This window comes from Bdellovibrio sp., from assembly GCF_036384735.1.
GTDB lineage: Bacteria > Bdellovibrionota > Bdellovibrionia > Bdellovibrionales > Bdellovibrionaceae > Bdellovibrio.
This window is the reverse complement of record NZ_DASVLT010000010.1, coordinates 1-19,255: the sequence shown is the minus strand read 5'-3', so window position 1 is coordinate 19,255 and position 19,255 is coordinate 1. Positions and strand designations below refer to the sequence as shown.

The 19,255-nt window shown below is 45.3% G+C and carries 19 protein-coding genes and 1 pseudogene; 8 read left to right on the top strand and 12 right to left on the bottom strand.

Translation table 11 applies throughout. The features are described 5' to 3' along the window. Nucleotides 1-46: 46 nt before the first annotated feature. The gene (locus tag VF412_RS02695; RefSeq protein ID WP_331337659.1) at nucleotides 47-763 is read right to left on the bottom strand and encodes an SIMPL domain-containing protein; all 717 of its coding nucleotides are present in this window, start codon (nucleotides 761-763) and stop codon (nucleotides 47-49) included. 155 nt (nucleotides 764-918) lie between these two features. Here VF412_RS02695 and VF412_RS02690 point away from each other — a divergent pair, with 155 nt between their 5' ends. Beyond that, a complete protein-coding gene (locus VF412_RS02690; protein WP_331337658.1) occupies nucleotides 919-1,575 on the top strand; it encodes an OmpA family protein in 657 nt (218 codons plus the stop codon). 52 nt (nucleotides 1,576-1,627) lie between these two features. Here the strand turns inward: VF412_RS02690 and VF412_RS02685 are convergent, their stop codons facing one another. Beyond that, entirely contained in the window at nucleotides 1,628-2,206 is a 579-nt protein-coding gene (locus VF412_RS02685) for an HD family phosphohydrolase (protein WP_331337657.1), read from the bottom strand. A 133-nt stretch (nucleotides 2,207-2,339) separates the two neighbouring features. On the opposite strand from VF412_RS02685, the gene VF412_RS02680 reads away from it, so the two are divergent. The 3 genes from VF412_RS02680 to VF412_RS02670 are packed head-to-tail and all read left to right on the top strand — an operon-like array spanning nucleotide 2,340 to nucleotide 4,168. Beyond that, nucleotides 2,340-3,041, top strand: a complete 702-nt coding sequence (locus tag VF412_RS02680; protein WP_331337656.1) for a MarC family protein — start codon at nucleotides 2,340-2,342, stop codon at nucleotides 3,039-3,041. 53 nt (nucleotides 3,042-3,094) lie between these two features. Next, complete coding sequence (locus VF412_RS02675) at nucleotides 3,095-3,613, top strand: hypothetical protein (protein WP_331337655.1); 519 nt, start codon at nucleotides 3,095-3,097, stop codon at nucleotides 3,611-3,613. A 9-nt stretch (nucleotides 3,614-3,622) separates the two neighbouring features. Next, nucleotides 3,623-4,168 (top strand): GNAT family N-acetyltransferase, encoded by a 546-nt coding sequence (locus VF412_RS02670; protein ID WP_331337654.1) that lies wholly within the window; start codon nucleotides 3,623-3,625, stop codon nucleotides 4,166-4,168. On the opposite strand, the gene VF412_RS02665 is transcribed toward VF412_RS02670, so the two are convergent. The 5 genes from VF412_RS02665 to VF412_RS02645 all read right to left on the bottom strand — a co-directional run bounded on the left by VF412_RS02665 (nucleotide 4,165) and on the right by VF412_RS02645 (nucleotide 7,463). Then, a complete protein-coding gene (locus VF412_RS02665) occupies nucleotides 4,165-5,385 on the bottom strand; it encodes a hypothetical protein (protein ID WP_331337653.1) in 1,221 nt (406 codons plus the stop codon). The genes VF412_RS02670 and VF412_RS02665 overlap by 4 nt on opposite strands. Before the next feature lie 200 nt (nucleotides 5,386-5,585). Then, nucleotides 5,586-5,888: a hypothetical protein gene (locus VF412_RS02660; RefSeq protein ID WP_331337652.1), complete on the bottom strand. Its 303-nt coding sequence runs from the start codon at nucleotides 5,886-5,888 to the stop codon at nucleotides 5,586-5,588. Nucleotides 5,889-5,900: 12 nt separating this feature from the next. Next, entirely contained in the window at nucleotides 5,901-6,722 is an 822-nt protein-coding gene (locus VF412_RS02655; protein ID WP_331337651.1) for a pentapeptide repeat-containing protein, read from the bottom strand. After that, complete coding sequence (locus VF412_RS02650; protein WP_331337650.1) at nucleotides 6,719-6,898, bottom strand: hypothetical protein; 180 nt, start codon at nucleotides 6,896-6,898, stop codon at nucleotides 6,719-6,721. Before VF412_RS02650 ends, VF412_RS02655 begins: the two co-directional genes overlap by 4 nt. 163 nt (nucleotides 6,899-7,061) lie before the next feature. After that, the gene (locus VF412_RS02645; protein WP_331337649.1) at nucleotides 7,062-7,463 is read right to left on the bottom strand and encodes a DUF2089 domain-containing protein; all 402 of its coding nucleotides are present in this window, start codon (nucleotides 7,461-7,463) and stop codon (nucleotides 7,062-7,064) included. Between the two features lie 189 nt (nucleotides 7,464-7,652). Between VF412_RS02645 and VF412_RS02640 the strand changes: the two genes are divergently transcribed. After that, nucleotides 7,653-8,198 (top strand): hypothetical protein, encoded by a 546-nt coding sequence (locus tag VF412_RS02640; RefSeq protein ID WP_331337648.1) that lies wholly within the window; start codon nucleotides 7,653-7,655, stop codon nucleotides 8,196-8,198. Nucleotides 8,199-8,219: 21 nt separating this feature from the next. Here VF412_RS02640 and VF412_RS02635 read toward each other — a convergent pair whose 3' ends face one another. Then, nucleotides 8,220-11,486: an efflux RND transporter permease subunit gene (locus VF412_RS02635; RefSeq protein WP_331337647.1), complete on the bottom strand. Its 3,267-nt coding sequence runs from the start codon at nucleotides 11,484-11,486 to the stop codon at nucleotides 8,220-8,222. Nucleotides 11,487-11,720: 234 nt separating this feature from the next. After that, nucleotides 11,721-13,982: an aconitate hydratase gene (locus tag VF412_RS02630; protein ID WP_331337646.1), complete on the bottom strand. Its 2,262-nt coding sequence runs from the start codon at nucleotides 13,980-13,982 to the stop codon at nucleotides 11,721-11,723. Nucleotides 13,983-14,137: 155 nt separating this feature from the next. On the opposite strand from VF412_RS02630, the gene cobB reads away from it, so the two are divergent. The 3 genes from cobB to VF412_RS02615 all read left to right on the top strand — a co-directional run bounded on the left by cobB (nucleotide 14,138) and on the right by VF412_RS02615 (nucleotide 16,069). Then, nucleotides 14,138-14,872: a Sir2 family NAD+-dependent deacetylase gene (gene cobB, locus VF412_RS02625; RefSeq protein ID WP_414640828.1), complete on the top strand. Its 735-nt coding sequence runs from the start codon at nucleotides 14,138-14,140 to the stop codon at nucleotides 14,870-14,872. Nucleotides 14,873-15,061: 189 nt separating this feature from the next. Next, complete coding sequence (locus tag VF412_RS02620) at nucleotides 15,062-15,445, top strand: hypothetical protein (RefSeq protein WP_331337645.1); 384 nt, start codon at nucleotides 15,062-15,064, stop codon at nucleotides 15,443-15,445. 72 nt (nucleotides 15,446-15,517) lie between these two features. Further along, a complete protein-coding gene (locus VF412_RS02615) occupies nucleotides 15,518-16,069 on the top strand; it encodes a hypothetical protein (RefSeq protein WP_331337644.1) in 552 nt (183 codons plus the stop codon). Nucleotides 16,070-16,123: 54 nt separating this feature from the next. On the opposite strand, the gene VF412_RS02610 is transcribed toward VF412_RS02615, so the two are convergent. The 3 genes and pseudogenes from VF412_RS02610 to VF412_RS02600 all read right to left on the bottom strand — a co-directional run. After that, the gene (locus tag VF412_RS02610; protein WP_331337643.1) at nucleotides 16,124-18,151 is read right to left on the bottom strand and encodes a BatD family protein; all 2,028 of its coding nucleotides are present in this window, start codon (nucleotides 18,149-18,151) and stop codon (nucleotides 16,124-16,126) included. After that, complete coding sequence (locus VF412_RS02605) at nucleotides 18,135-18,905, bottom strand: membrane lipoprotein lipid attachment site-containing protein (RefSeq protein WP_331337642.1); 771 nt, start codon at nucleotides 18,903-18,905, stop codon at nucleotides 18,135-18,137. The genes VF412_RS02610 and VF412_RS02605 overlap by 17 nt, the downstream gene beginning before the upstream one ends. After that, nucleotides 18,902-19,255, bottom strand: a pseudogene (locus VF412_RS02600) (hypothetical protein); the annotation flags it as partial. The pseudogene VF412_RS02600 and the gene VF412_RS02605, both read right to left, overlap by 4 nt.

Below are 19,255 nucleotides of genomic sequence, written 5' to 3'. Positions count from 1 at the left end.
AGCCGCCCCATTTGGGCGGCTTTTAATTTTCGCTAAATCCGATGTCTTAGTTGATTTCGTATTCGGCCGTTACATCAACACGAACTTTGATCTGTCCTGCTGACAGTTCTGTCGGTGCCGAGTCGGCCATTGCAGCCTTCATTGCAAATCCTCTGTTTACTGGAACTGGCGGGCGCACGTTTGTAACTCCATGGCTGATTCTTGCAACAGCTTTGATTTTAACACCTGCAGCTTTTGCGATCTCTTCCGCCTTTTCCTTTGCAGCGCGAACGGCATCACCTAGGGCTGCTGTTTCAACTTTTGTTCTTTGATCGGAATCCCAATTGATGCTGTTGATATTCACACCGGAATCAGTGCTTTTCTTTTCCACAACCAAGGCGTCTAGAAAATTCCCCGCTTCGTTCACTTTATGCAGTGTTACCATCAGTGTTTGCACCACACGGAAACCCACCATTTTATTTTGCTGAGTTTTTTGATCGTAGATGTATTCCGGATTCAAAGAATAATTATCCGTCTGAATGTCCTCTTTTTTAACTTTGTATTCGTCAAAAGTTTTTTTAACTTGTTTAAACTGATTCGCAGCTAGCTGCTGAGCTTGTTTCGCGGTCGTAGCCTTGCTCCATACCTCTACGTTTAGAGTCACCATGTTTGGATCAAGGCTTTTTTCCGCACTCCCCCCCACGATGATCAAACGATCTTCAGCGTGAGCAAGACCAGCAACAATTGTGAATGAAAGAAACATTAGGGCTAAAGCTTTTCTCATAAATCCTCTTTCTTTTTGAAACACAATTAACGATAGCAAATTTGAAGAAGGCCGCAATCGTATTAACTTGAATCGAACATCTGGACGCGGCGTTCTTCCCCTTGCGTCCAATATGTCAAATTTCAGATAATAGGTCGTTCAATGAAGGAGAACCCATGAAGAAAATGATTCTATTGGCAAGCACGTTCGCAGTGATCTTGAGTGCTTGTGCCACTGTTGAAGATAACAAAAAAACAGCTGCAGGTGTCGGCATTGGCGCTGTCGCAGGAGGTGTGATTGGTGCCGTGATCGGTAACCAAACTGGAAACCGTAATGCAGGTGCTTTGATTGGCGCAGCCGTTGGAGCCGGCTTCGGTGGAGCTGTTGGTCACCGCTTGGATCAACAACAAAAAGAATTGGATAAAATCGCAGAGACAAAAAGAACAGAGCAAGGACTTGTGACAAAGCTTAAAAGCGACATCCTATTTGATTCTGGCAAAGCGGACTTAAAGCCTGCGGCAAAAGAAAACATCAATCAGCTTGCTGCTATCATGAAGAAGTATCCAGAAAACATTTTGACGATCAAAGGATACACAGACAGCACAGGCTCAGACAAAATCAATAAGCCTTTGTCTGAAAAACGTGCGCAAGCTGTTCGTGATCAACTCGTAAGTGCGGGCCTTCCCGCAGCAACAGTTTCATCTTTGGGCATGGGCTCTGCAAACCCGGTCGATATGGGAACTGACAAAGCCTCTTTAGCTAAAAATCGCCGTGTCGAAATTGAAATCACTGTGGACGAATCCAAAGTTCCTAAGAAAGAAAAAGGCGCTTAAGATTGCGATTTGCAGTTAGAAATAAAAAAGGTCGGTTCCTCACCGACCTTTTTTATTTTCTCATCAACTCGCGAGCCATTTCCAAAAAGCGCGCTTCCGTCACTTCTGGTGGCCAAGGGATGATTGGGAAATCAAACGGCTCATCTTCTCTGATATTCCAAGATTTCAAATCCTTTGTGATCAAATCGCGCACCTCTGTGGCAAGCAAGCGGCGATCGATTTGCTTGATAATTTTCGGCAAAGGAAACTCTAAATTGAATTTTTGAGCGATCGCCCAGTGAATGCGTGATTCGATAATTTCAAAATCAGGCAATAGAGCTTTTACTGGAGATACCAAATCACCCACGTAAGCTTCCGTCGCATCATGGAAAAGCATTTGCAAGGCCACCTCTTTGGTTGGCGACACTTGAGCGCCCAAGCACGAGTGTTGACCGACGCTATAGAAGAAGCGCGTATGACCATTGAAGCGAGCTTGACGAGCAAGCGCGCAGGCAATGTCCTCAATTCTGACAGCATCTGGATCTGGCTTCAAAATACTGAAGCGATTTCCAGAAACAGTCACAACCCATGACTTCTCGATGATTTCTGACTGGTTCAAGTTTTGTGGTAAAGATGGAAGCTCGATTTTCATGGGTATTTTACGTAACTCAGGGACCAGGAAGTTGCATGAGTTTTCTTATTAATACGGCGTGCTATTTTGGCCTTTTACAGGGCTCCGCCGCATGGCTTTACATTCAGCCGCAATACAGTTCTTCTAGAGATATATGTCGCACTACCTCATTGGATTTTTTAAAGATTTACTTCTCGTTGTCGCAGCCCTGGTTCCTATTATCAATCCCATGGGACAGATGCCTATTTTTCTATCACTCACCCAGGATATTCCCGATGAGGATCGAAAAATTCTTGCTCAGAAAATTGCTACCTATGGATTTTTTCTTCTGCTGATTTCCATGATGATCGGAACCTATGTTCTGAAGTTCTTTGGCATTTCGATCGCCGCTGTTCAAATCGGAGGAGGTCTTCTTGTTTGCGCTTCGGGCTGGACTCTTTTGAACACCAATGACTCGCAAAAAACACTTTCTACAAATCAACAACAGGCCGCTGAAAATCCGGAAGCGCAAAGAGCCGCGTACAGTCGCAGAGCTTTTTATCCCCTCACCTTCCCCTTAAGCGTCGGGCCTGGAAGTGTCTCTGTCGCGATCACTTTGGGGGCTAATATGCGAAGTGATGAGGGAACGATGGAGGCAATCATGTTGCTTTCAAGCTTTCTTGCGTTAATCATTGTGGCTGCAATCACTTATATCTGCTACCGCTTCGCCAAAGACTTGATTTCAAAGCTCGGCGACATCGGCACGATCGTGATTTTAAGAATGTCGGCGTTTATTCTTTTGTGTCTTGGTGTACAGATCATTTCCAACGGTTTGATCGAACTTATTCCGCACATGTTGGGGCATGCCACAGTTTAGTTTTTCATCCGAAGGTGATTGCAGTCGCTTTTTCTGCACTGTAGACTTTCTCTATGAGCAGCTACGTTTTTCTTACAGAGTGTGCAGATCTCGGTGAAGCCCAAGTGGTGAAATCTTTTTTAGAGTCCCAGGGCTTTCACCCAAAAGTGCGCGATGAACAGACCAGATCCGTGGCTCCTCACCTGCAAAATCTTTTGGGCGAATTGATTATCGAGGTGCCTGAATTCGAATTCATGGAGGCTTCCCAAGCCTTGGAATCTTTGCAACCTCGCCTGAAGATCGTTCGCAGTGAAAGTGAGACTGAAGTTGAACAGCAAGAGGCCGCAGAAATTCATCTTCAACACACGCAAAGCCTTGCAAAAAAATGCCTGACGAATTCAATTCTTGGATGCGTATTTATTCCAATTTTTTGTACGCTCTATTCCATGGTTTTAGGGTGGAAAGTCTTAGCACAGGAAAGACCTTTATCGAAAGTCAGCCGCAATCGATTGGCCATGGCCATTGTATTCAATACCATGGGACTTTACATTTGGCTCGTGTTCGGACTCAGATATTTCCTGCATAACATGTAAGGACCACAAATGTTTGACGTGAATCTTGGCGATGGTTTTATTCTTAAAGAAGTTTCTCTTGATGAATTAGGACAGGTCCTGGATGTGCATTACGCCCGTTCTTTTTCGAATAGAGCTAACGCATTAGCAAATGCTTCACTTCGTCCTCCTTCAGAGAAGCTCAAAGAGCGCCGCAAAGGCATGAACACTTATTTTCTTCGCATGGTGCTTTATAAAAACTCTGAAGTCGTTGGCTGGCACTTTGGAAATAGCTCGGATGCGGAAACTTATTATATGAAAAATTCAGTAGTCCTTAAGAATTTTCGCCAACAAGGACTTTATTCTCGCATGTTGACAGCAGTTCTGGAAATTCTTCAACAAGAAGGATTTGAAGTTGTCACAAGTCTTCATCATCCGAACAATCCCGCGATTTTAATTCCGAAACTCAAAGCAGGTTTTGTTATTACAGGAACTCAAATCCATGAAAGATTCCGTTTCTTAATTGAGCTCAGATATTACTTCGATCCGAATCGTAGAGCGGTATTGAACGAAAATATTGGTTTGGTTGATATTTAGATGCCGACGTGAATGACTGATAAAAGCCAGTCGAATATTTTGATCCAGATTGATTTCGCTGGAAGTTCGTCGTGAGCTTTTAAACGATAGTGTTTGATGAGGTCTTTGAAGTAACCGTTATAATAATCCATCATCAAGTGCGCACGCTGATAGCGCTGACTGCCCGTTGCACCCATGCGTGGGGCTTCCGTCACATAAAGACGAAGAGTCCCCTTGGTATCTTGCTTATACATTTTCTCGTACCATTTTTCTAAGGTCACAACTTTGCCAAAGAATGGATCAATAACCCACCATCCGCCATCCGTGCGTTTCACTGCGGTTGCCACGTGGAATTGCCAAATAATATCGCCAACGATGGCTTTCATCGCCCCTACGACAAAAACTTTGCGAATGGATTCGCGATCGACGTTGCTTTGCAAAGCCTCAATATGACTTGTCATCGCTCGACCAAAGCAGAATCCCATTTTGCTTTCCGGATCGTATTTGCGAAGTTTTAAGATGCGGGCTACTGGGTGACGAGTGACTGCCTCGTACAAAGCCGTCGCCTGTTTTTCATTCAGAGAATTTAGTTTTCCTTGAGTAGCTGTATTTTTCGAGGCGACCTCATCCATCTGAGAGATAACTTCTTTATTCATCGCAACAGCTTGCTCTGGAGTTTCAACGACATTATCCCATAATAAATTTTCAGCGGTGTATTTCGTTAAAATATCATCGACGAATTTATTTCCGACAAGGGCCACACGCTCTTCAAAAGAAAATCCGGCAAGCTCTAAAATACGGTCTTTGCGATCGATCTGTTCCTCTGTGTAGTTTCCAGAGAAAGCCAGTTTGACTTCGTCCTTACCTGTTTCAGTACGGCCTAAACCACGTGCTAATTTTAAAGCAATAGCCTCTTCCGGGCTTAGGGATCTTTCCAGGAAGGCTTCGGCTTCTTTTTTTTGAACCGGATCTACGATTTTGAGATCCGATAGAAGCTTTTTGAATGTCTCTTTGGATTTTTCAGTAATGGGCTCGCCACGATTGATGACTTTATCGATCATCGACATGTTTGAGTCATTCAAGAGTAAATCGAATTCGTTACCGATGTATTTTCTTGTCGTTTCGTATTTAGAACTAGGATCGTCGCCGAGCAACGCATATTCGCACTTTAATTGAGCCCAACCAAGGCTAGCTAGTAAAGAGATTAAAATAAATAGAAGACGGCGGACGTAGTTCATCAGGCATTTTCATTTCAACCTTTGTGCCCGAAAAATGTCGCCTGAGGGAAAAATAAATGGCTTTTTAAAATTATCTTTTGAACAGCTCAAGCCGGAACTGTCACTGTCTCAAACTGAGGCAATAAAAAAACCGCAGGATTTTCCCTGCGGTTTTTCAACTTCACCTGAAAGTCGCGAACTCAGCTCCAGCGATCTAAAGGCTACGCTTGATGGCGATAGTTCTCAGTCCAGAATCCGCGGCGGCCCCAGCGGCCTCTGCCAAACTTTTGGAATTTATTAAAGCCGCAAGCCCCCATGTAATGACGACCTTTCCATCCGCGTGATGGAAAAACGACCAGCTTTAGGATTTGCACCACCATGAAAATGCCCGTGATATGCCAGAATGGAATGTCTAGATACTGAGCCGGTGCCTGCGGCAGATAAATGGGCGCTAAATAGTTCCAAAGAAAATAAAATGGAATCGCTAGAACGATGGCTTTAATAAGACTGCCGAAAATTCTCATGACTACGTACTCCTATTTTGATAATCCACAAGCTGCAAGGAAGGCTTCGTTGCCGTCGATTTCCACATCAGCCAATTGGATTTTTTGAATTTTTAAATCTGATACATTGACGTTGCGGATCGTGACATCACTCAAGGTGCAATCGACAAACATGATCTTTTGCAGCTGACAGTTTTCAATATGCACATCTGTAAAACCTTTTTTGCGCAAAGACCATGAATCATCGGCTGTGATAATCACGCCCACGAGAGAGCTGTCGCTAATACGCACATCACGCAGCGAAGTTCCTCTAAAAACGCAAGATTTCAAAGTCGCTTTTTCTAAAGACACATCATGCATGGCCACACCTTGCATATCCATGCCCTCGATCACGCTTTGAGAAAGCTGAAGATCATGAATGGCCGCGCCATTTAAACCGCTAGATTTAAATTGTGACTCTTTCACCAAAGAAATGTCTTTCAGCGAGCAGCCGTTGAATTCAACGTCATTAATATGGCTCTCATCTGCCAACTTCATGTCGCTGACTTTACAGCCGTGGAAATGACTGTCGATCATTTCACTCTTATTCATTTGTAAATCATCAAAGGAACTTCCCGCCAAACCTAATTTTAGAAGTTGGCTGTCATTCAAGTGAAGATCTTCTACTTTGCTGGCATCAATGCGGTTGTCATTCATTTTTGAATCTTGCAGGATCACGTCAGCAAAAGACGACATCGTCAAAGAATTGCCTTTGAATTCAGAATTAGGACCCGCTGGAGCCTCAAACTTGCTCATCGTAATGGAATTGTCATTGCCATCCTGACGACCGAATTTGGCTCCGAAGGCTTCATTCATTCTGTCGAATTTAGCGTCAAACGCTTCTCCCATTCTTTCGTGAATTTTATCATGAATGAAAGAGGCGAAGTGAGGAGGTCCTCTGTGTGAATCGCGCGGGCCACGGGACCATGGACCACGGCGAAACTCATCGCGACCATGATGGTGACGTGATCTACGTCTCCTGCCGCGTTCACGGAGCTCCTCCTCCTCAGAAGAAGACTCTTCGGAGCCCTCCGCCTGAGACTTCTTCATCAACTCATCAATGAGGGCCGTCGCCTGATCATCAGTGAGCGCGCCGCTTTTATTCATTTCTAAAACTTTTTTGATTTGTTCTTTCATATGTTGAGCCTTTCACTCTCACTTCGGAGAGTTCTTGATCAAGGTCATTGCTTGATCAAAATTGATCTCGCCCTTTTCAAGACGAGCCAGCACCTCTTCTGTTGAAGGGGCTTTGGTTGGTTGAATAGATTCCCCTTTTTCGCGAGCCTCGTATTCACCAACAAGTTTGTTCTTAAGCTGGGTCAAACGGCTGCGAATGGTGGGATAGCTCAGACCCAAAGCGGGCTCCATGTCGCGCACTCGTCCTTCACAACGAATGAAAATGCGCAGGAAGTGTAAATCCTCAGGCGATAGAGTCGCGAACTCGTTCAGCTGAAAAGGACCTTCCACACGGATGTCGCAATGCCCGCATGACAAGACCGTAGGGCTCAAAAGGCCGTGGCAAACTGGGCAAAGAATATTTGAATCGATATTGCTCATGCTTTAATTATTAGCACTTTGATTTTAATATTTCAAATATATTTTTGATATTTTAAATATTAATACTATTTGAACAAGTGATTTCAACAACTTAGCGTTATTTTAATATTTTAAAGATATCGATCATCAAGCCATTCTTTGAGTTAAAAAGCTCGAGACTTGGACTGGGCTTAGCGGTAAGGTCGACCCATGCCTATCGAACACGTACTTCAACCGCATCCGACTCCGCTGTTTTCAGGCCCTTTGATGATCTTTATTATGGTCCTACTAGGGGTTTCGATATTCCTCACTGTGATTCAATCGATTCAAAATAAAAAACTCGTCTCTCGCGCTCTTGAGCAACTTTTGCCACGCATGAACGATTTATTAGCGCAGAAAAATATCGAAGCGAGTCTTCGCAAAAATCTTCAGGCAAAAGAGAACAATCTTGAACGCGCAAAACTTTATGCCGATGCCCTTCGCCAATCATCGAAACCAGACGATATGGCTGACGAAGATTGGTCGCTGATCAAAAGAGTGCAGGAAAGAATGTTCATGCAAGATCGCACGAACAAGAAATCTTTCTTATTACTTCTAGGAGTCGTTTTAATCTTGGCGGGTTTGATAGTCCCACTTCAAAAGGAAGAAAATCCCATAGCGGCGCTCGAGAATGTCGCCGCTCCGGTGGGATTGCTAGTTATTTATTTAATTGCTTTGATTTTTGTGCGCTTTCAGCAGAAAGCGCCTTTGAAATAAAAATCTCTGATAGAAAGGAGACTAAGACTCCACAGTCTCAGTCTCTTTTTTCGCACTTTCAGAAGCTTCGTGAACAAGTTTATGAGCAGCAACCATTCCGTGCTTTGCTTTTTCTTGGGCACGGATAAAGTCTTCTTCTGCATCGATACCTTCATCACCCACATCTTTAAATGCATCGCGGATTTCACGTTTATTCTCTGCACGTTTTTGTATACGGCTGAATAATTCGTAAACGCAAGGAACCACGAACAACGTCAAGAACGTCGAAACTAAAACCCCTCCGATGATTGATACTGCCATCGGGATTGTTGTCTCGGAACCTGTTCCGAACGGCAAGGCCTCTGGAATTGCGGCGGCAATACAGGCGATCGACGTCATCAAGATCGGACGAAGACGCACAGGACACGCTTCAAGCAAGGCCTTTCTTACGTCCGTCTCACCACGGTCACGGGCCGCATTCGTGAAATCCACCAGCAAGATCGAGTTCTTCTTCACGATACCCATTAACAAGATCAGACCGATCATCGAATAGATATTCAATGATTGACGAGTCACCATCAGCGCCAGGAACGCACCACTCACACTGAACGGCAATGCCACAAGAACCGAGATCGGATCGATGAACGAGTTGAACTGACTCGCCAGAACCATGTACGCCACAAAGATCCCCAGAACAAAGGCAAGAATCAAACTGTCGAAGGATTCTTTAAATGTCTGCGAAGAACCTGACAAGACGATGCGATAACCGGGTGGCAATTTTTCCGCAGCCTTGTTCACCCAATCCAAAGCCTCTTGTTGAGAATGCCCAGGTCCCGGGTTGGCAAAAACTGAAATCGCGCGTTGACGGTCGATGCGCGTGATGGATTGCATAGCCTTCACAACTTTCTGATCCGTCACATCTTTCAAACGAACCATGTTGTTCATAGCATTATTCACTTGAAGCGAGCCCAGTGTTTCCATGTTCTGATACTCTGGCGCCACCTGCACCATCACGTAATAACGATGCCCGTTTTCAGTGTACTGATTCGCACGAACACCACCGACCATGCCGGCAACAGTATTACCAATGTTTTGAACGCTCACGCCGTGCATACCCGCTTTTTCACGGTTTGGTGTGAAGTCCACTTCCGGTTTACCAAGCAAGTAGTCCGTATCGACGTCTGTCGCCAGGCCCGCTTTTTTCAAACCATCCATCAGAGTTTGGGTTTGCTTCCAAAGTTCATCCCAATCATTTCCACGCACCGTGAATTCAATGGGGAAACCGCGGGACGCTGTAAATCCACGCATCGATAAGTCTTGCACGAACACTTGTAGCTTCGGATCAATCTTCGCTAGTCCCGCACGCAGCTCGCCCATGAACTCTTGCTGTGAAAGACGATGTCCTTTCACTGGATCGATGGGGCGCTCGCCTTTTTCTTTCATCGTAATAAACATGATCGCCGTATTGTAAGCAGCCCCCGAGAAACCACCGATAGCCACATAATACTGCTGAATTTCAGGACGGCCTTTCGCATACGCTTCGGCCTTCGCCATCAAGCTATCCATGGACTGCAATGAAACGTCGATGTCTGTTTTCATACGAACAAGGAAGACCGATTGGTCTTGCGCCGGCGAAAATTCCTTCGGAATAAATTTTACCGAGAAGAAGGAAACAACCATCACCACCGTCGCGACAACAACCACTTTCCACGGATGGCGCAAGCAGACCTCAAGACCCGTTGCATACCATACACGAAGTTTTTCCATCAAAGCTTCAAAGTTACGTCCTACAAAGTCGGTACGATGACCCGAATGACCACCATAGCGTGACAAACGCATCGGAGTGATCGTCATCGCTTCAAGCAACGACAACATCACCGTCACAGTGATCGTCACACCGAACTGATAGAAGAACTTACCAATGATACCCGTCATGAAGGCTACTGGAAGGAAGATCGCCACGATCGCAAGAGTCGCCGCCAATGCTGCAAACGAGATCTCACGAGCACCGACAATCGCCGCATGCATACGTGGTTTTCCTTCTTCATTATGACGGAAGATATTTTCCAGAACCATGATGGCATCGTCGACGACGATACCGATCGCTAGGCTCAGCCCCAACAACGTAAATGTATTGAGTGTGAAACCCATGAAGTAAAGGGCAATGAATGCCCCCATAATCGAAGTTGGAATAGACAAGATAACGTTGAATGTTGCCGACAATGAACCCAAGAAGACCCAGCAACATAAAGCTGTCAGGATCGCCGAGAACATCAAGTTGTTCGTCAACTCATGCACGGAATCTTCGATAAACTTTGTCGTATCGAAGTTCACATACAGATGATAATCCTTCGGCAAAGTTTTAGAAACCTCTGCCAAACGTTTGCGAACAAGCTTCGCGATTTCCACCGCGTTAGAGCCTTTTTGTTTTACGATACCCAAACCGATCGCTGGCACGCCATTAAAGCGAGACAGCCGTTGGATCTCTTGCATACCTGGCTGAACATCTGCGATATCTTTTAAGCGCACCAAGCGAGTCGGATCTTTATTTACTTGCCCAGCACGAGTCGCAACAACCATGTTGCGGAAATCTTCCGCAGTCTTTCCTTCTCCTAGCGTACGCAAGTTCAAGTTTTTGCCATTGGTACTGAAGTCGCCGCCTGGCAACTCGATGTTCTCTTCACCCAATGCCGCAGTCACGTCATTGACCGAGATGTTGTACTTATTCATTAAAGGCGGTTTCAACCAAATACGCATCGCAGGTTCAACGTAACCACCAAGAAGAACGTTACCGACGCCCGATAATGTTGTGAAACGGTCTTTGATCGAATCACGGGCGAAAGTCATCAAATCACGAAGCGGAGTATCTTTAGAGCCCGTCAACGCCAACCACAAAATCGGTTGGTCATCTGGATTTGTTTTCGTAATCGTTGGAGCATCCACATTCGTTGGGAACGTTTTTTGAGCCGCTGTTACTTTTGTTTGAACGTCTTGCAAAGCCGCATCGACATTACGGCTCAATTCAAACTCGATAGTCGCCGACATGGTGCCAACAGTAGAAACTGTTGTGAGGGTTCTAAGCCCCTCGATGGACATCAACTGATCCTCGAGCGGATCGGCAACGGTTGTTTCCATAACCTCCGGGGCTGCCCCCTGCATAGTGATGGTCACTGTGATGACCGGGAAGTCGACGTCTGGAAGTTGAGAAACACCCATGCGAGAGAAACCGACCGCGCCGAATACGATCAGACCTGCCATGAGCATCCAAGCAAACACTGGATTTTTAATGGATATATCGGAAGTACGCATGACTGTATATTGCTCGAAGACCCTTAGGAAGCAAACTAAATTGTCACAACAAGAGGGTGTGTCTAATATTCCGAGACACTTTTCTTAGAATGATACGGACCCCGAATTCAACTCACAGAGATCGTGTAAAGAATGTTTAAAGCAAAAATGCTAAGAATAAAAAAAGGCCGGGATTTTCGTCCCGGCCTTTGCAAACAAAGTTTTACGAGGTCTCTTTCTCAGCGAAACTGAAAATTAAAGACCGCGGATCAAATTCAATGCCGAACCTGCGCGGAACCATTTCAACTGTTCTGCGTTGTATGTGTGTTTCAACTCGATAGACTCAGTTGAACCATCAGCGTGTTTGATATTCATTTTCACGTTTTTGCCTGGAGCTAGATCTTTAAGATCTACCAACGAAACTCTGTCTGCTTCTTGAACTTTGTCGTAGTCTTTTGGATTTACGAAAGTCAAAGCCAACACACCTTGTTTTTTCAAGTTTGTTTCGTGGATACGTGCGAATGATTTCGTGATAACAGCCGTCGCGCCAAGATGTCTTGGGCACATCGCCGCATGCTCACGAGAAGAACCTTCACCGTAGTTTTCGTCACCGATAATGACCCAACCTTGGTGAGCTTTTTGGTAAGAGCGTGCGATTTGCGCGAACTCGACACCCGTCTCGCCAGTCAATTGGTTTTTACCTTTACCGATTTCACCTGTGAATGCGTTATCCGCACCCAACAACATATTGTTAGAGATGTTGTCCAAGTGACCACGGTAGTTCAACCACTTACCGCCTGGAGAGATATGATCCGTCGTACATTTGCCTTTTGCTTTCGCAAGAACCAAATTATCAACGAAGTCCTTACCATCCCATTTCGTGAATGGAGCAAGAAGCTGCAAACGATCTGAAGAAGGATTCACAGCCACTTGTGCTGTTGCACCCGCAGGTTTTTGATAACCTTGCGTATCAGCGATGAAACCCTTTGCTGGCAACTCAGGAGCTACCGGCGCTTGCAATTTGATAGAACCTTTTGGTCCCACCAATTCGTCAGTTGCCGGATTGAAATCCAAACGACCTGCAAGGCCCAAAGCCATGACGATTTCAGGAGACGCGATGAACGCCAAAGTTTCTGGGTTCGCATCGTTACGTGCGCGGAAGTTACGGTTGAAAGAAGTGACGATTGTATTTTTCTCGCCAGATTTAATATCATCACGACGCCATTGACCGATGCAAGGACCACAAGCATTTGCCAATACAGTCGCGCCCACTTCATTGAATGTCGCCATTTGGCCGTCACGTTCAATTGTATTTTGGATTTGTGTCGAACCTGGAGACACCAAGAATGGAGCTTCCATTTTCACGCCAACTTCCATAGCTTGTTTCGCTACGAAGGCCGCGCGACCGATATCTTCGTAAGAAGAGTTCGTACATGAACCAATCAACGCCGAAGAAATCTTAACTGTGTAACCTTTCTCAGCCACTTCTTTTTTAAGTGCAGAGATTGGACGAGCCAAGTCTGGAGTGTGAGGACCCACCAAATGTGGTTCCAAAGCAGACAAATCGATTTCATAAACTTCATCGAAGTACTTGCCTGGGTTTACAACAACATCAGCATCCGCAGACAAGATGTCTTTATGAGCATCGGCGATTTTCGCAAGCTCTTCACGGCCTGTTGATTTCAAGTAAGCGCCCATGCGGTCGTCGTAAGGGAATACAGAGCAAGTCGCACCAAGTTCAGCACCCATGTTTGTAATAGTCGCTTTACCAGTACAAGAGATGGAAGAAGTCCCTTCACCGAAGTACTCAACCACTTTGTCTGTTCCACCTTTAACAGTCAGCATTCCGCAAAGTTTCAAGATAACGTCTTTTGCAGAAGCCCAACCGCCAAGTTTTCCTTTAAGGTGAACACCGATCAATTTTGGATTTTTAACTTCCCAAGGAAGACCAACCATAACGTCAGAAGCGTCAGAACCACCAACACCTACTGCGCACATACCCAAACCACCCGCATTTGGAGTGTGAGAGTCTGTACCGATCATCAAACCACCTGGGAATGCATAGTTTTCTAGGATGACTTGGTGAATGATCCCAGCGCCTGGTTTCCAGAAGCCGATGTTGTAACGAGAAGAAGCTGTCGCCAAGAAGTCGTAAACTTCTTTGTTCGTAGAGTTCGCAACAGTCATGTCTTGATCTTTACCTTTGTACGCTTGGATCAAGTGGTCACAGTGAACAGTCGAAGGAACGGCTGCTTCATCTTTACCTGCAAGCATGAATTGCAACAAAGCCATTTGCGCTGTCGCATCTTGCATTGCTACGCGGTCTGGTCTTAGCAATAGGAAGCTTTCACCGCGAACAAGCTCTTGGTTTTGTGGGTCATCCAAGTGACCGAACAAGATTTTCTCTCCAAGAGTTAAAGGACGATTCAAACGATTACGAACAACAGCCAATCTTTCCGCTGTCTTCTTGTAAACGTTCTGCACCATTTCTGGCGTAGTTTCGATTTTAGAAGCCATTGTATTTGCCTTTCTTTTTAGAACGCCTCATCCTAATGAAAATCAACTGAAAGCTCAATAAAAATACTATGATGGTGTTTTTATCGCGACAGCCCGCAGGGTGAAAGTCAGGATGGCTTTCGCAATTCCGGGCACGACTTTCTGCGAGGCGCAAATTGAATCCACTCCTTTTCAAAAACATCGTCATTCTGACGGGAGCAGGCATTTCTGCTGAATCAGGAATCCGTACTTTCCGCGACCAGAACGGTCTTTGGGAAGAACATCGCATTGAAGACGTTGCGACACCCGAAGCATTCCACCGCAATCCCGAACTTGTGCAGCGGTTTTACAACGCGAGAAGATCTCAACTGAAGGACCCCAACGTCGCTCCCAATGCGGCTCACCTGGCATTGGCAGAGCTAGAAAAACATTGGGAAGGTGACTTCCTGCTAGTAACACAAAACGTCGACAATCTTCATCGCCGTGCGGGTTCTAAAAATCTTCTACACATGCACGGACGTTTGGACCGTGTGCGCTGCTTGTCCTGCGAAGAAGAGTTCGATTGGACCGAAGATCTGACTGTAAATGAGGATTGCCCTCATTGTGGAATTCGAGGCGCGCTCCGTCCCGACATTGTTTGGTTCGGTGAAATGCCTCACCATATGGATGAAATTTACGCAGCTCTTGAACAAGCGGATTTTTTTATCTCTATCGGCACAAGCGGCAACGTCTATCCAGCAGCAGGCTTTGTGCAACTTGCTTGGAAGGCGCGCAAGATTGAAATCAATATGCAGGACACGGAAATCTCGCCCGCCTTTTCAGACCATTATGTGGGACTTGCCTCTTTCGAAGTGCCTCGCCTGGTGAATTTGATTCTGAACGACGCTGATGAAACCACGAATCACGAGTGAAAACTCTAATCTAGTCAGTTGGCACATAGACTTGAAGCGCATCGAGCAAATACTCTATTTTTATATACTAAATTGCTGAATTCACTAACCTATTTAATGTTCATTTCTATCCTTTAATTTGAGTCTCCTTCACTTCCCTCTTAATGTTTGCAACAAGCAGTTCCATTTAAAAAATAATAGGAGGATGAAATGAAGTTATTTTTAGTAGCGGGCGCTTTGTTACTTGCTCAGTCATCATGGGCAGCACCAAGCCTTCGCGTGGTTTCTTTGGATTGTTCCGCAGTGAACACTCTTGGCTATGCAAGCTTGAAGTTGAACAAATCAGATCAAGTGTCTATCACAGTTAACAGTGCTTACAGTTCCTTGGCAGCGATTAAGTCTGTGGGCGAAAGCTCTATCTTGCTTGAACAAGTTGAGCCGCAACAACAATATCGTTTGGAATTTTCTGAGCCATTGAAAGTTGGCGCACAGAAAGTCAGTGGCGGTTTGTACTTCAAGTACACACCACATTCTCCATTTGTGTTGGCAAGCTATGCATCTTGCCAAGTTGAACTTGCGGAGGTGGCTCCATAATTCCTTGCCAGAAGGCTGTCTCGTGCTAAGCTTTCCTCTGCTTGGTTTATTTTACGAAGCAGGAGGAACTCCATGATTTCAGCGCTTCTTTTTTCGAATCTACTTTTTGCTAACCCGGCTCCCGTCGCCCCCACTCTAGACGGGAGCTATCATCGCGAGTGCTATGTTGTTGAAACGGATGCCCTCACCACAGATCTAACAATCAAAGACAATCAATGGCAAATTCAGCATCTCGCTTACGAAGACGAGAGATGCGAACAGGCCTATCTGATTTACGAAGTTGACTACAAAGTAAAAGACACCAACGGCAAAATCGATATGACGACCATGGAAGTTTCTTACATGACTTTAAGTGATGAAGTCAGTCGCGCCTTGAACATGGTCAGTTACTGCGGTTTTTCTGACTGGAAAACAAAGGTTAAAAAAGTTGTGAGCGGTAAATTGTGTGATGAATTCCAAGCTCCGGCCGTAGGCGACGTTGTTTACTCCATTTACAGCACCAAGCAGAGTGCAGAAGCGAAAACCGAGCTTTATCTGGGAACAATGAGTGGTTCTGCTGACGGCAAGACACCGCAGACTCGTTATGACCATGTGGACTCTTTGCCGCTTGTGAAATTCAGATAGCTTTTGTTGGCGATTTAAATAAAAAAGGCTCCTTCCGAGAGCCTTTTTTATATTTTAAGCTTGTTTGTCTACGGAACCAATCATCTCTGCGATGACCTTTTTTCCTTTTTCGACATTTTCTTTCATCGTCAATGGATCTTTGAGTGACCCAAGCATCTCTTCCGGAGCAAAACTCATTGTTTGGAAAACCTCAAAAGATTTCGTGATTTCAGCTCCATGCTCGCGACGTAAGCTTGGCGGAATCATCTCGAGCAAGTCCTCAATTTTTAAGGAAGCTCCACCTTCGCCCGAAACATTTCCCATCACAAGATAAAAAATATTTGTCATCTCGACACCGACTTTTCTAACTTCGCCTTTAGAGACCGCGGCATCAACAATCTTATAACGTTTATTTACAAGTTCTTTCAATGTGCGTTGTCTGCGCCCCCAACCGAACTCACGTTGTGCTTTTACAAGAAGTGCTGCAATCACGCCTAAGAAGATCACAGCCCACAACCATGGACGATATAACACGCTTGCCTGCACCGAAGGTTGCCATGCCATGATCACATCAGGCAGACGGTTCGTTGATTGAGCTGCTGTTGGTGCACTTGGCTTTCCTGCATCAGAAAGTCTTTGCGACGAGCCCACCGGAGCGTTCGGATTATTCACAACCTTCAAAGTAATCGGCTGTGTCTTGCGCGTATAGTATTTCGAAGTCGCTGGATCAAACATACTCACACTTAATGCTGGGAGAGTCACATCCCCTTCTTGGCGAGGAATCACAAGCACTTCGAATTCTTTATAGCTGCGACCATTCTTAAAGAACTTCGCATCCGATTTCGAATCATATTGTTCAAGGCCCGATGGTAAATTCAACGGTGGCAAATCAATCAACTTCGCATTGCCTGCCCCTTCGAATCGCACTTTCAAACTAAATGGCTGATTGACAGGAACAGTTGTATTTTCAACGCTGGCATGAATTTCAAACTGTCCGACAGCGCCGCTGAAGTCAGAAGGACGACCGTCCAATGGCAATGGTTTTACTTTGATTGGAACGCGAGCTGAGCTTTTTGTGTATTCGTAAGGTTTACCTGTATACGCCCAACCTTGTTGTGGAAGTCTTACGCGGGATTTGATTTTGTATTCGTCAATCGTCGCCGTACCCGCCTTAATTGGAAACAACGCATGGGATGCAAGAAGGGCCTTCTTCCATGGTACGCCATTTACAATTTCTTCGCTGAACTGAATTGCGGGAACCTCTTCGATAATTTCTTTCCAGAAGCCACGAAGATCCGGGAATTTCAAGCGATCCAAGGTTTCCATCTGACCGCGGGTATAGATATACCAATTCACTGTCACTTGTTCACCTTCATAGGCCTCGGTTTTATCAACTTCAACACTGATAAAAAAAGCCTCGTTCGGATTCGTTGGAAGACTGCGGAATGCCGGATGATCCATGCCCGAGGCTGCGGCGCTGCCATAATTATCTGGCGGATAATTTCCACCGCCGCCACCGCCAGCCCCTTGCTGCTGCATCTGCTGCAATAAGCGCTGACGTTGTTGCAGAAGTTGATTAAAGATTTCCTCTTCTGCCTGATCCATATCATCCATTTGATCATCAAAACCATGAGGCATGCGTGGAGTCGCTCCTCCCGGTTGTTGTTGACGACCTTTGACTGAACCCTTGTTACTGCCCACTTGTCCTACTTTTACAATGATGGGCTGGGTGCGATAGACTTTGCCATCCACAACCACTTCAAAAGAGGAAACACTGAGCGTGCCCGCTTGTTTCGGGCTTAGCATAAAGTGAAATTCTTTACGCCGTTGAGTTTCAAACTGCATCCCCTTACTTGTTTGCACAAGTTTTTGGGCAACGGCCGTTGAACTCCAATTATTAATCAAATCAAACTCACCCAGATTCGGAACCCGCGGCTCCTGAATATCCAGGTCTTCTGTTGAATTCACAGAGACTGTCACGGTGAAGCTGTCGCCAACAGCCATCTCATTGCGATCGACAGATGATTGGACGGTTGTTGCCGCCTGTACCGTCATCGCAAAGAAGAAGCTAAGGCAAACCAGAATACTACCAATCTTTGTCACGAGGCTGCTCCTTCACTTCCTTGCGATTAAAATCAGCACGGATTTTTGACTCCTGCTGCTTAATCTCTCCCAAGATTTTCTTCACGTCACCTTCTGTTAGCTCTTTGCCATTGAACGGACGTGGTTTGTACTTCGCAGAATTCGAATATTGCTTGTCCTGATCTTTTTTATCCTGACCGTCTTTGTTTTGATCCTGCTTTTTATCTTGGTCCTTTTGATCTTTCCCGTCTTTACCGTTTTGCTGCTGCTGCTGTTGGTTTTGGTTTTGATTCTGCTGATCTTTATTTTGCTGATCCGAAGAACCACCTTTACCCTGCTGAGCTTGCGTCAATAGTTCGATATTCGTTTTTACTTCTTTAGAGCTTGGAATGATGTCCAAGCATTTCTGATAAAGCGCAATGGCTTCATCCACTTTTTTAGCCTTACCAAGAAGCTGAGCCTGATTGAAGCGAGCCATAAAGACCATTTTTTGATCTCCTTTTGCCTGCGCCAAACGTTCTGCTTCTTGATAGGACTGCTGGGCTTTTTCAGCTTGTTGTAGCATTTCAAAAGCCAAACCTAAATTTAAATGCAACTCTGCCAAGAATGGATTTAAGCCCAATGCCTCCACATAACGATCCATCGCTTGTTGGAAGTTGTTGGCTTTCATTGCTTTATTGCCCTGATAGTTTAATTGCAATGTCTTGATTTGCGGGTTGTCTCCGCAACCTGAAAGCGCCAAAACTGCTAGAAGAGGCAAAATTAATTTCTTCATGCGCTTGGAACCTCGTAACGGCCCTTCCAGAATTTAAATGAAGCGCGTCTTTCACCCAAAACCAGCTCAATCAAAGCAATGATAATTCCAAACAACAAGAAGATCTGGAAGCGCTCTTCGTATTGAGTGGCCATTGTCGTATCAAACTGTGTTTTTTCTAGTTTATTAATATCTTCAACTAAATGTTTCGTTTGTTCGCCACCAAAAGTTGCGAAATAGAAGCTACCCTTACCGGCTTCAGCTAACGCACGAAGAGCATCCCCCTTCACTGTCGTGATAACAGTCTGACCGCTGCGATCCTTTTTGTAGCCTTTTAGAAAACCCATGCCGTCACGCTCTGGGATTGCACC

Excerpts from the sequence above, each read along its gene's own strand:
- VF412_RS02630 (WP_331337646.1), bottom strand. The coding sequence starts at position 13,982 with ATGGCTTCTAAAATCGAAACTACGCCAGAAATGGTGCAGAACGTTTAC.
- VF412_RS02695 (WP_331337659.1), bottom strand. The coding sequence starts at position 763 with ATGAGAAAAGCTTTAGCCCTAATGTTTCTTTCATTCACAATTGTTGCT.
- VF412_RS02690 (WP_331337658.1), top strand. The coding sequence starts at position 919 with ATGAAGAAAATGATTCTATTGGCAAGCACGTTCGCAGTGATCTTGAGT.
- VF412_RS02675 (WP_331337655.1), top strand. The coding sequence starts at position 3,095 with ATGAGCAGCTACGTTTTTCTTACAGAGTGTGCAGATCTCGGTGAAGCC.
- VF412_RS02660 (WP_331337652.1), bottom strand. The coding sequence starts at position 5,888 with ATGAGAATTTTCGGCAGTCTTATTAAAGCCATCGTTCTAGCGATTCCA.
- VF412_RS02685 (WP_331337657.1), bottom strand. The coding sequence starts at position 2,206 with ATGAAAATCGAGCTTCCATCTTTACCACAAAACTTGAACCAGTCAGAA.
- VF412_RS02665 (WP_331337653.1), bottom strand. The coding sequence starts at position 5,385 with ATGAACTACGTCCGCCGTCTTCTATTTATTTTAATCTCTTTACTAGCT.
- VF412_RS02615 (WP_331337644.1), top strand. The coding sequence starts at position 15,518 with ATGATTTCAGCGCTTCTTTTTTCGAATCTACTTTTTGCTAACCCGGCT.
- VF412_RS02635 (WP_331337647.1), bottom strand. The coding sequence starts at position 11,486 with ATGCGTACTTCCGATATATCCATTAAAAATCCAGTGTTTGCTTGGATG.
- VF412_RS02680 (WP_331337656.1), top strand. The coding sequence starts at position 2,340 with ATGTCGCACTACCTCATTGGATTTTTTAAAGATTTACTTCTCGTTGTC.
- VF412_RS02655 (WP_331337651.1), bottom strand. The coding sequence starts at position 6,722 with ATGAATGAAGCCTTCGGAGCCAAATTCGGTCGTCAGGATGGCAATGAC.
- VF412_RS02605 (WP_331337642.1), bottom strand. The coding sequence starts at position 18,905 with ATGAAGAAATTAATTTTGCCTCTTCTAGCAGTTTTGGCGCTTTCAGGT.
- VF412_RS02645 (WP_331337649.1), bottom strand. The coding sequence starts at position 7,463 with ATGAGCAATATCGATTCAAATATTCTTTGCCCAGTTTGCCACGGCCTT.
- VF412_RS02640 (WP_331337648.1), top strand. The coding sequence starts at position 7,653 with ATGCCTATCGAACACGTACTTCAACCGCATCCGACTCCGCTGTTTTCA.
- VF412_RS02620 (WP_331337645.1), top strand. The coding sequence starts at position 15,062 with ATGAAGTTATTTTTAGTAGCGGGCGCTTTGTTACTTGCTCAGTCATCA.
- VF412_RS02670 (WP_331337654.1), top strand. The coding sequence starts at position 3,623 with ATGTTTGACGTGAATCTTGGCGATGGTTTTATTCTTAAAGAAGTTTCT.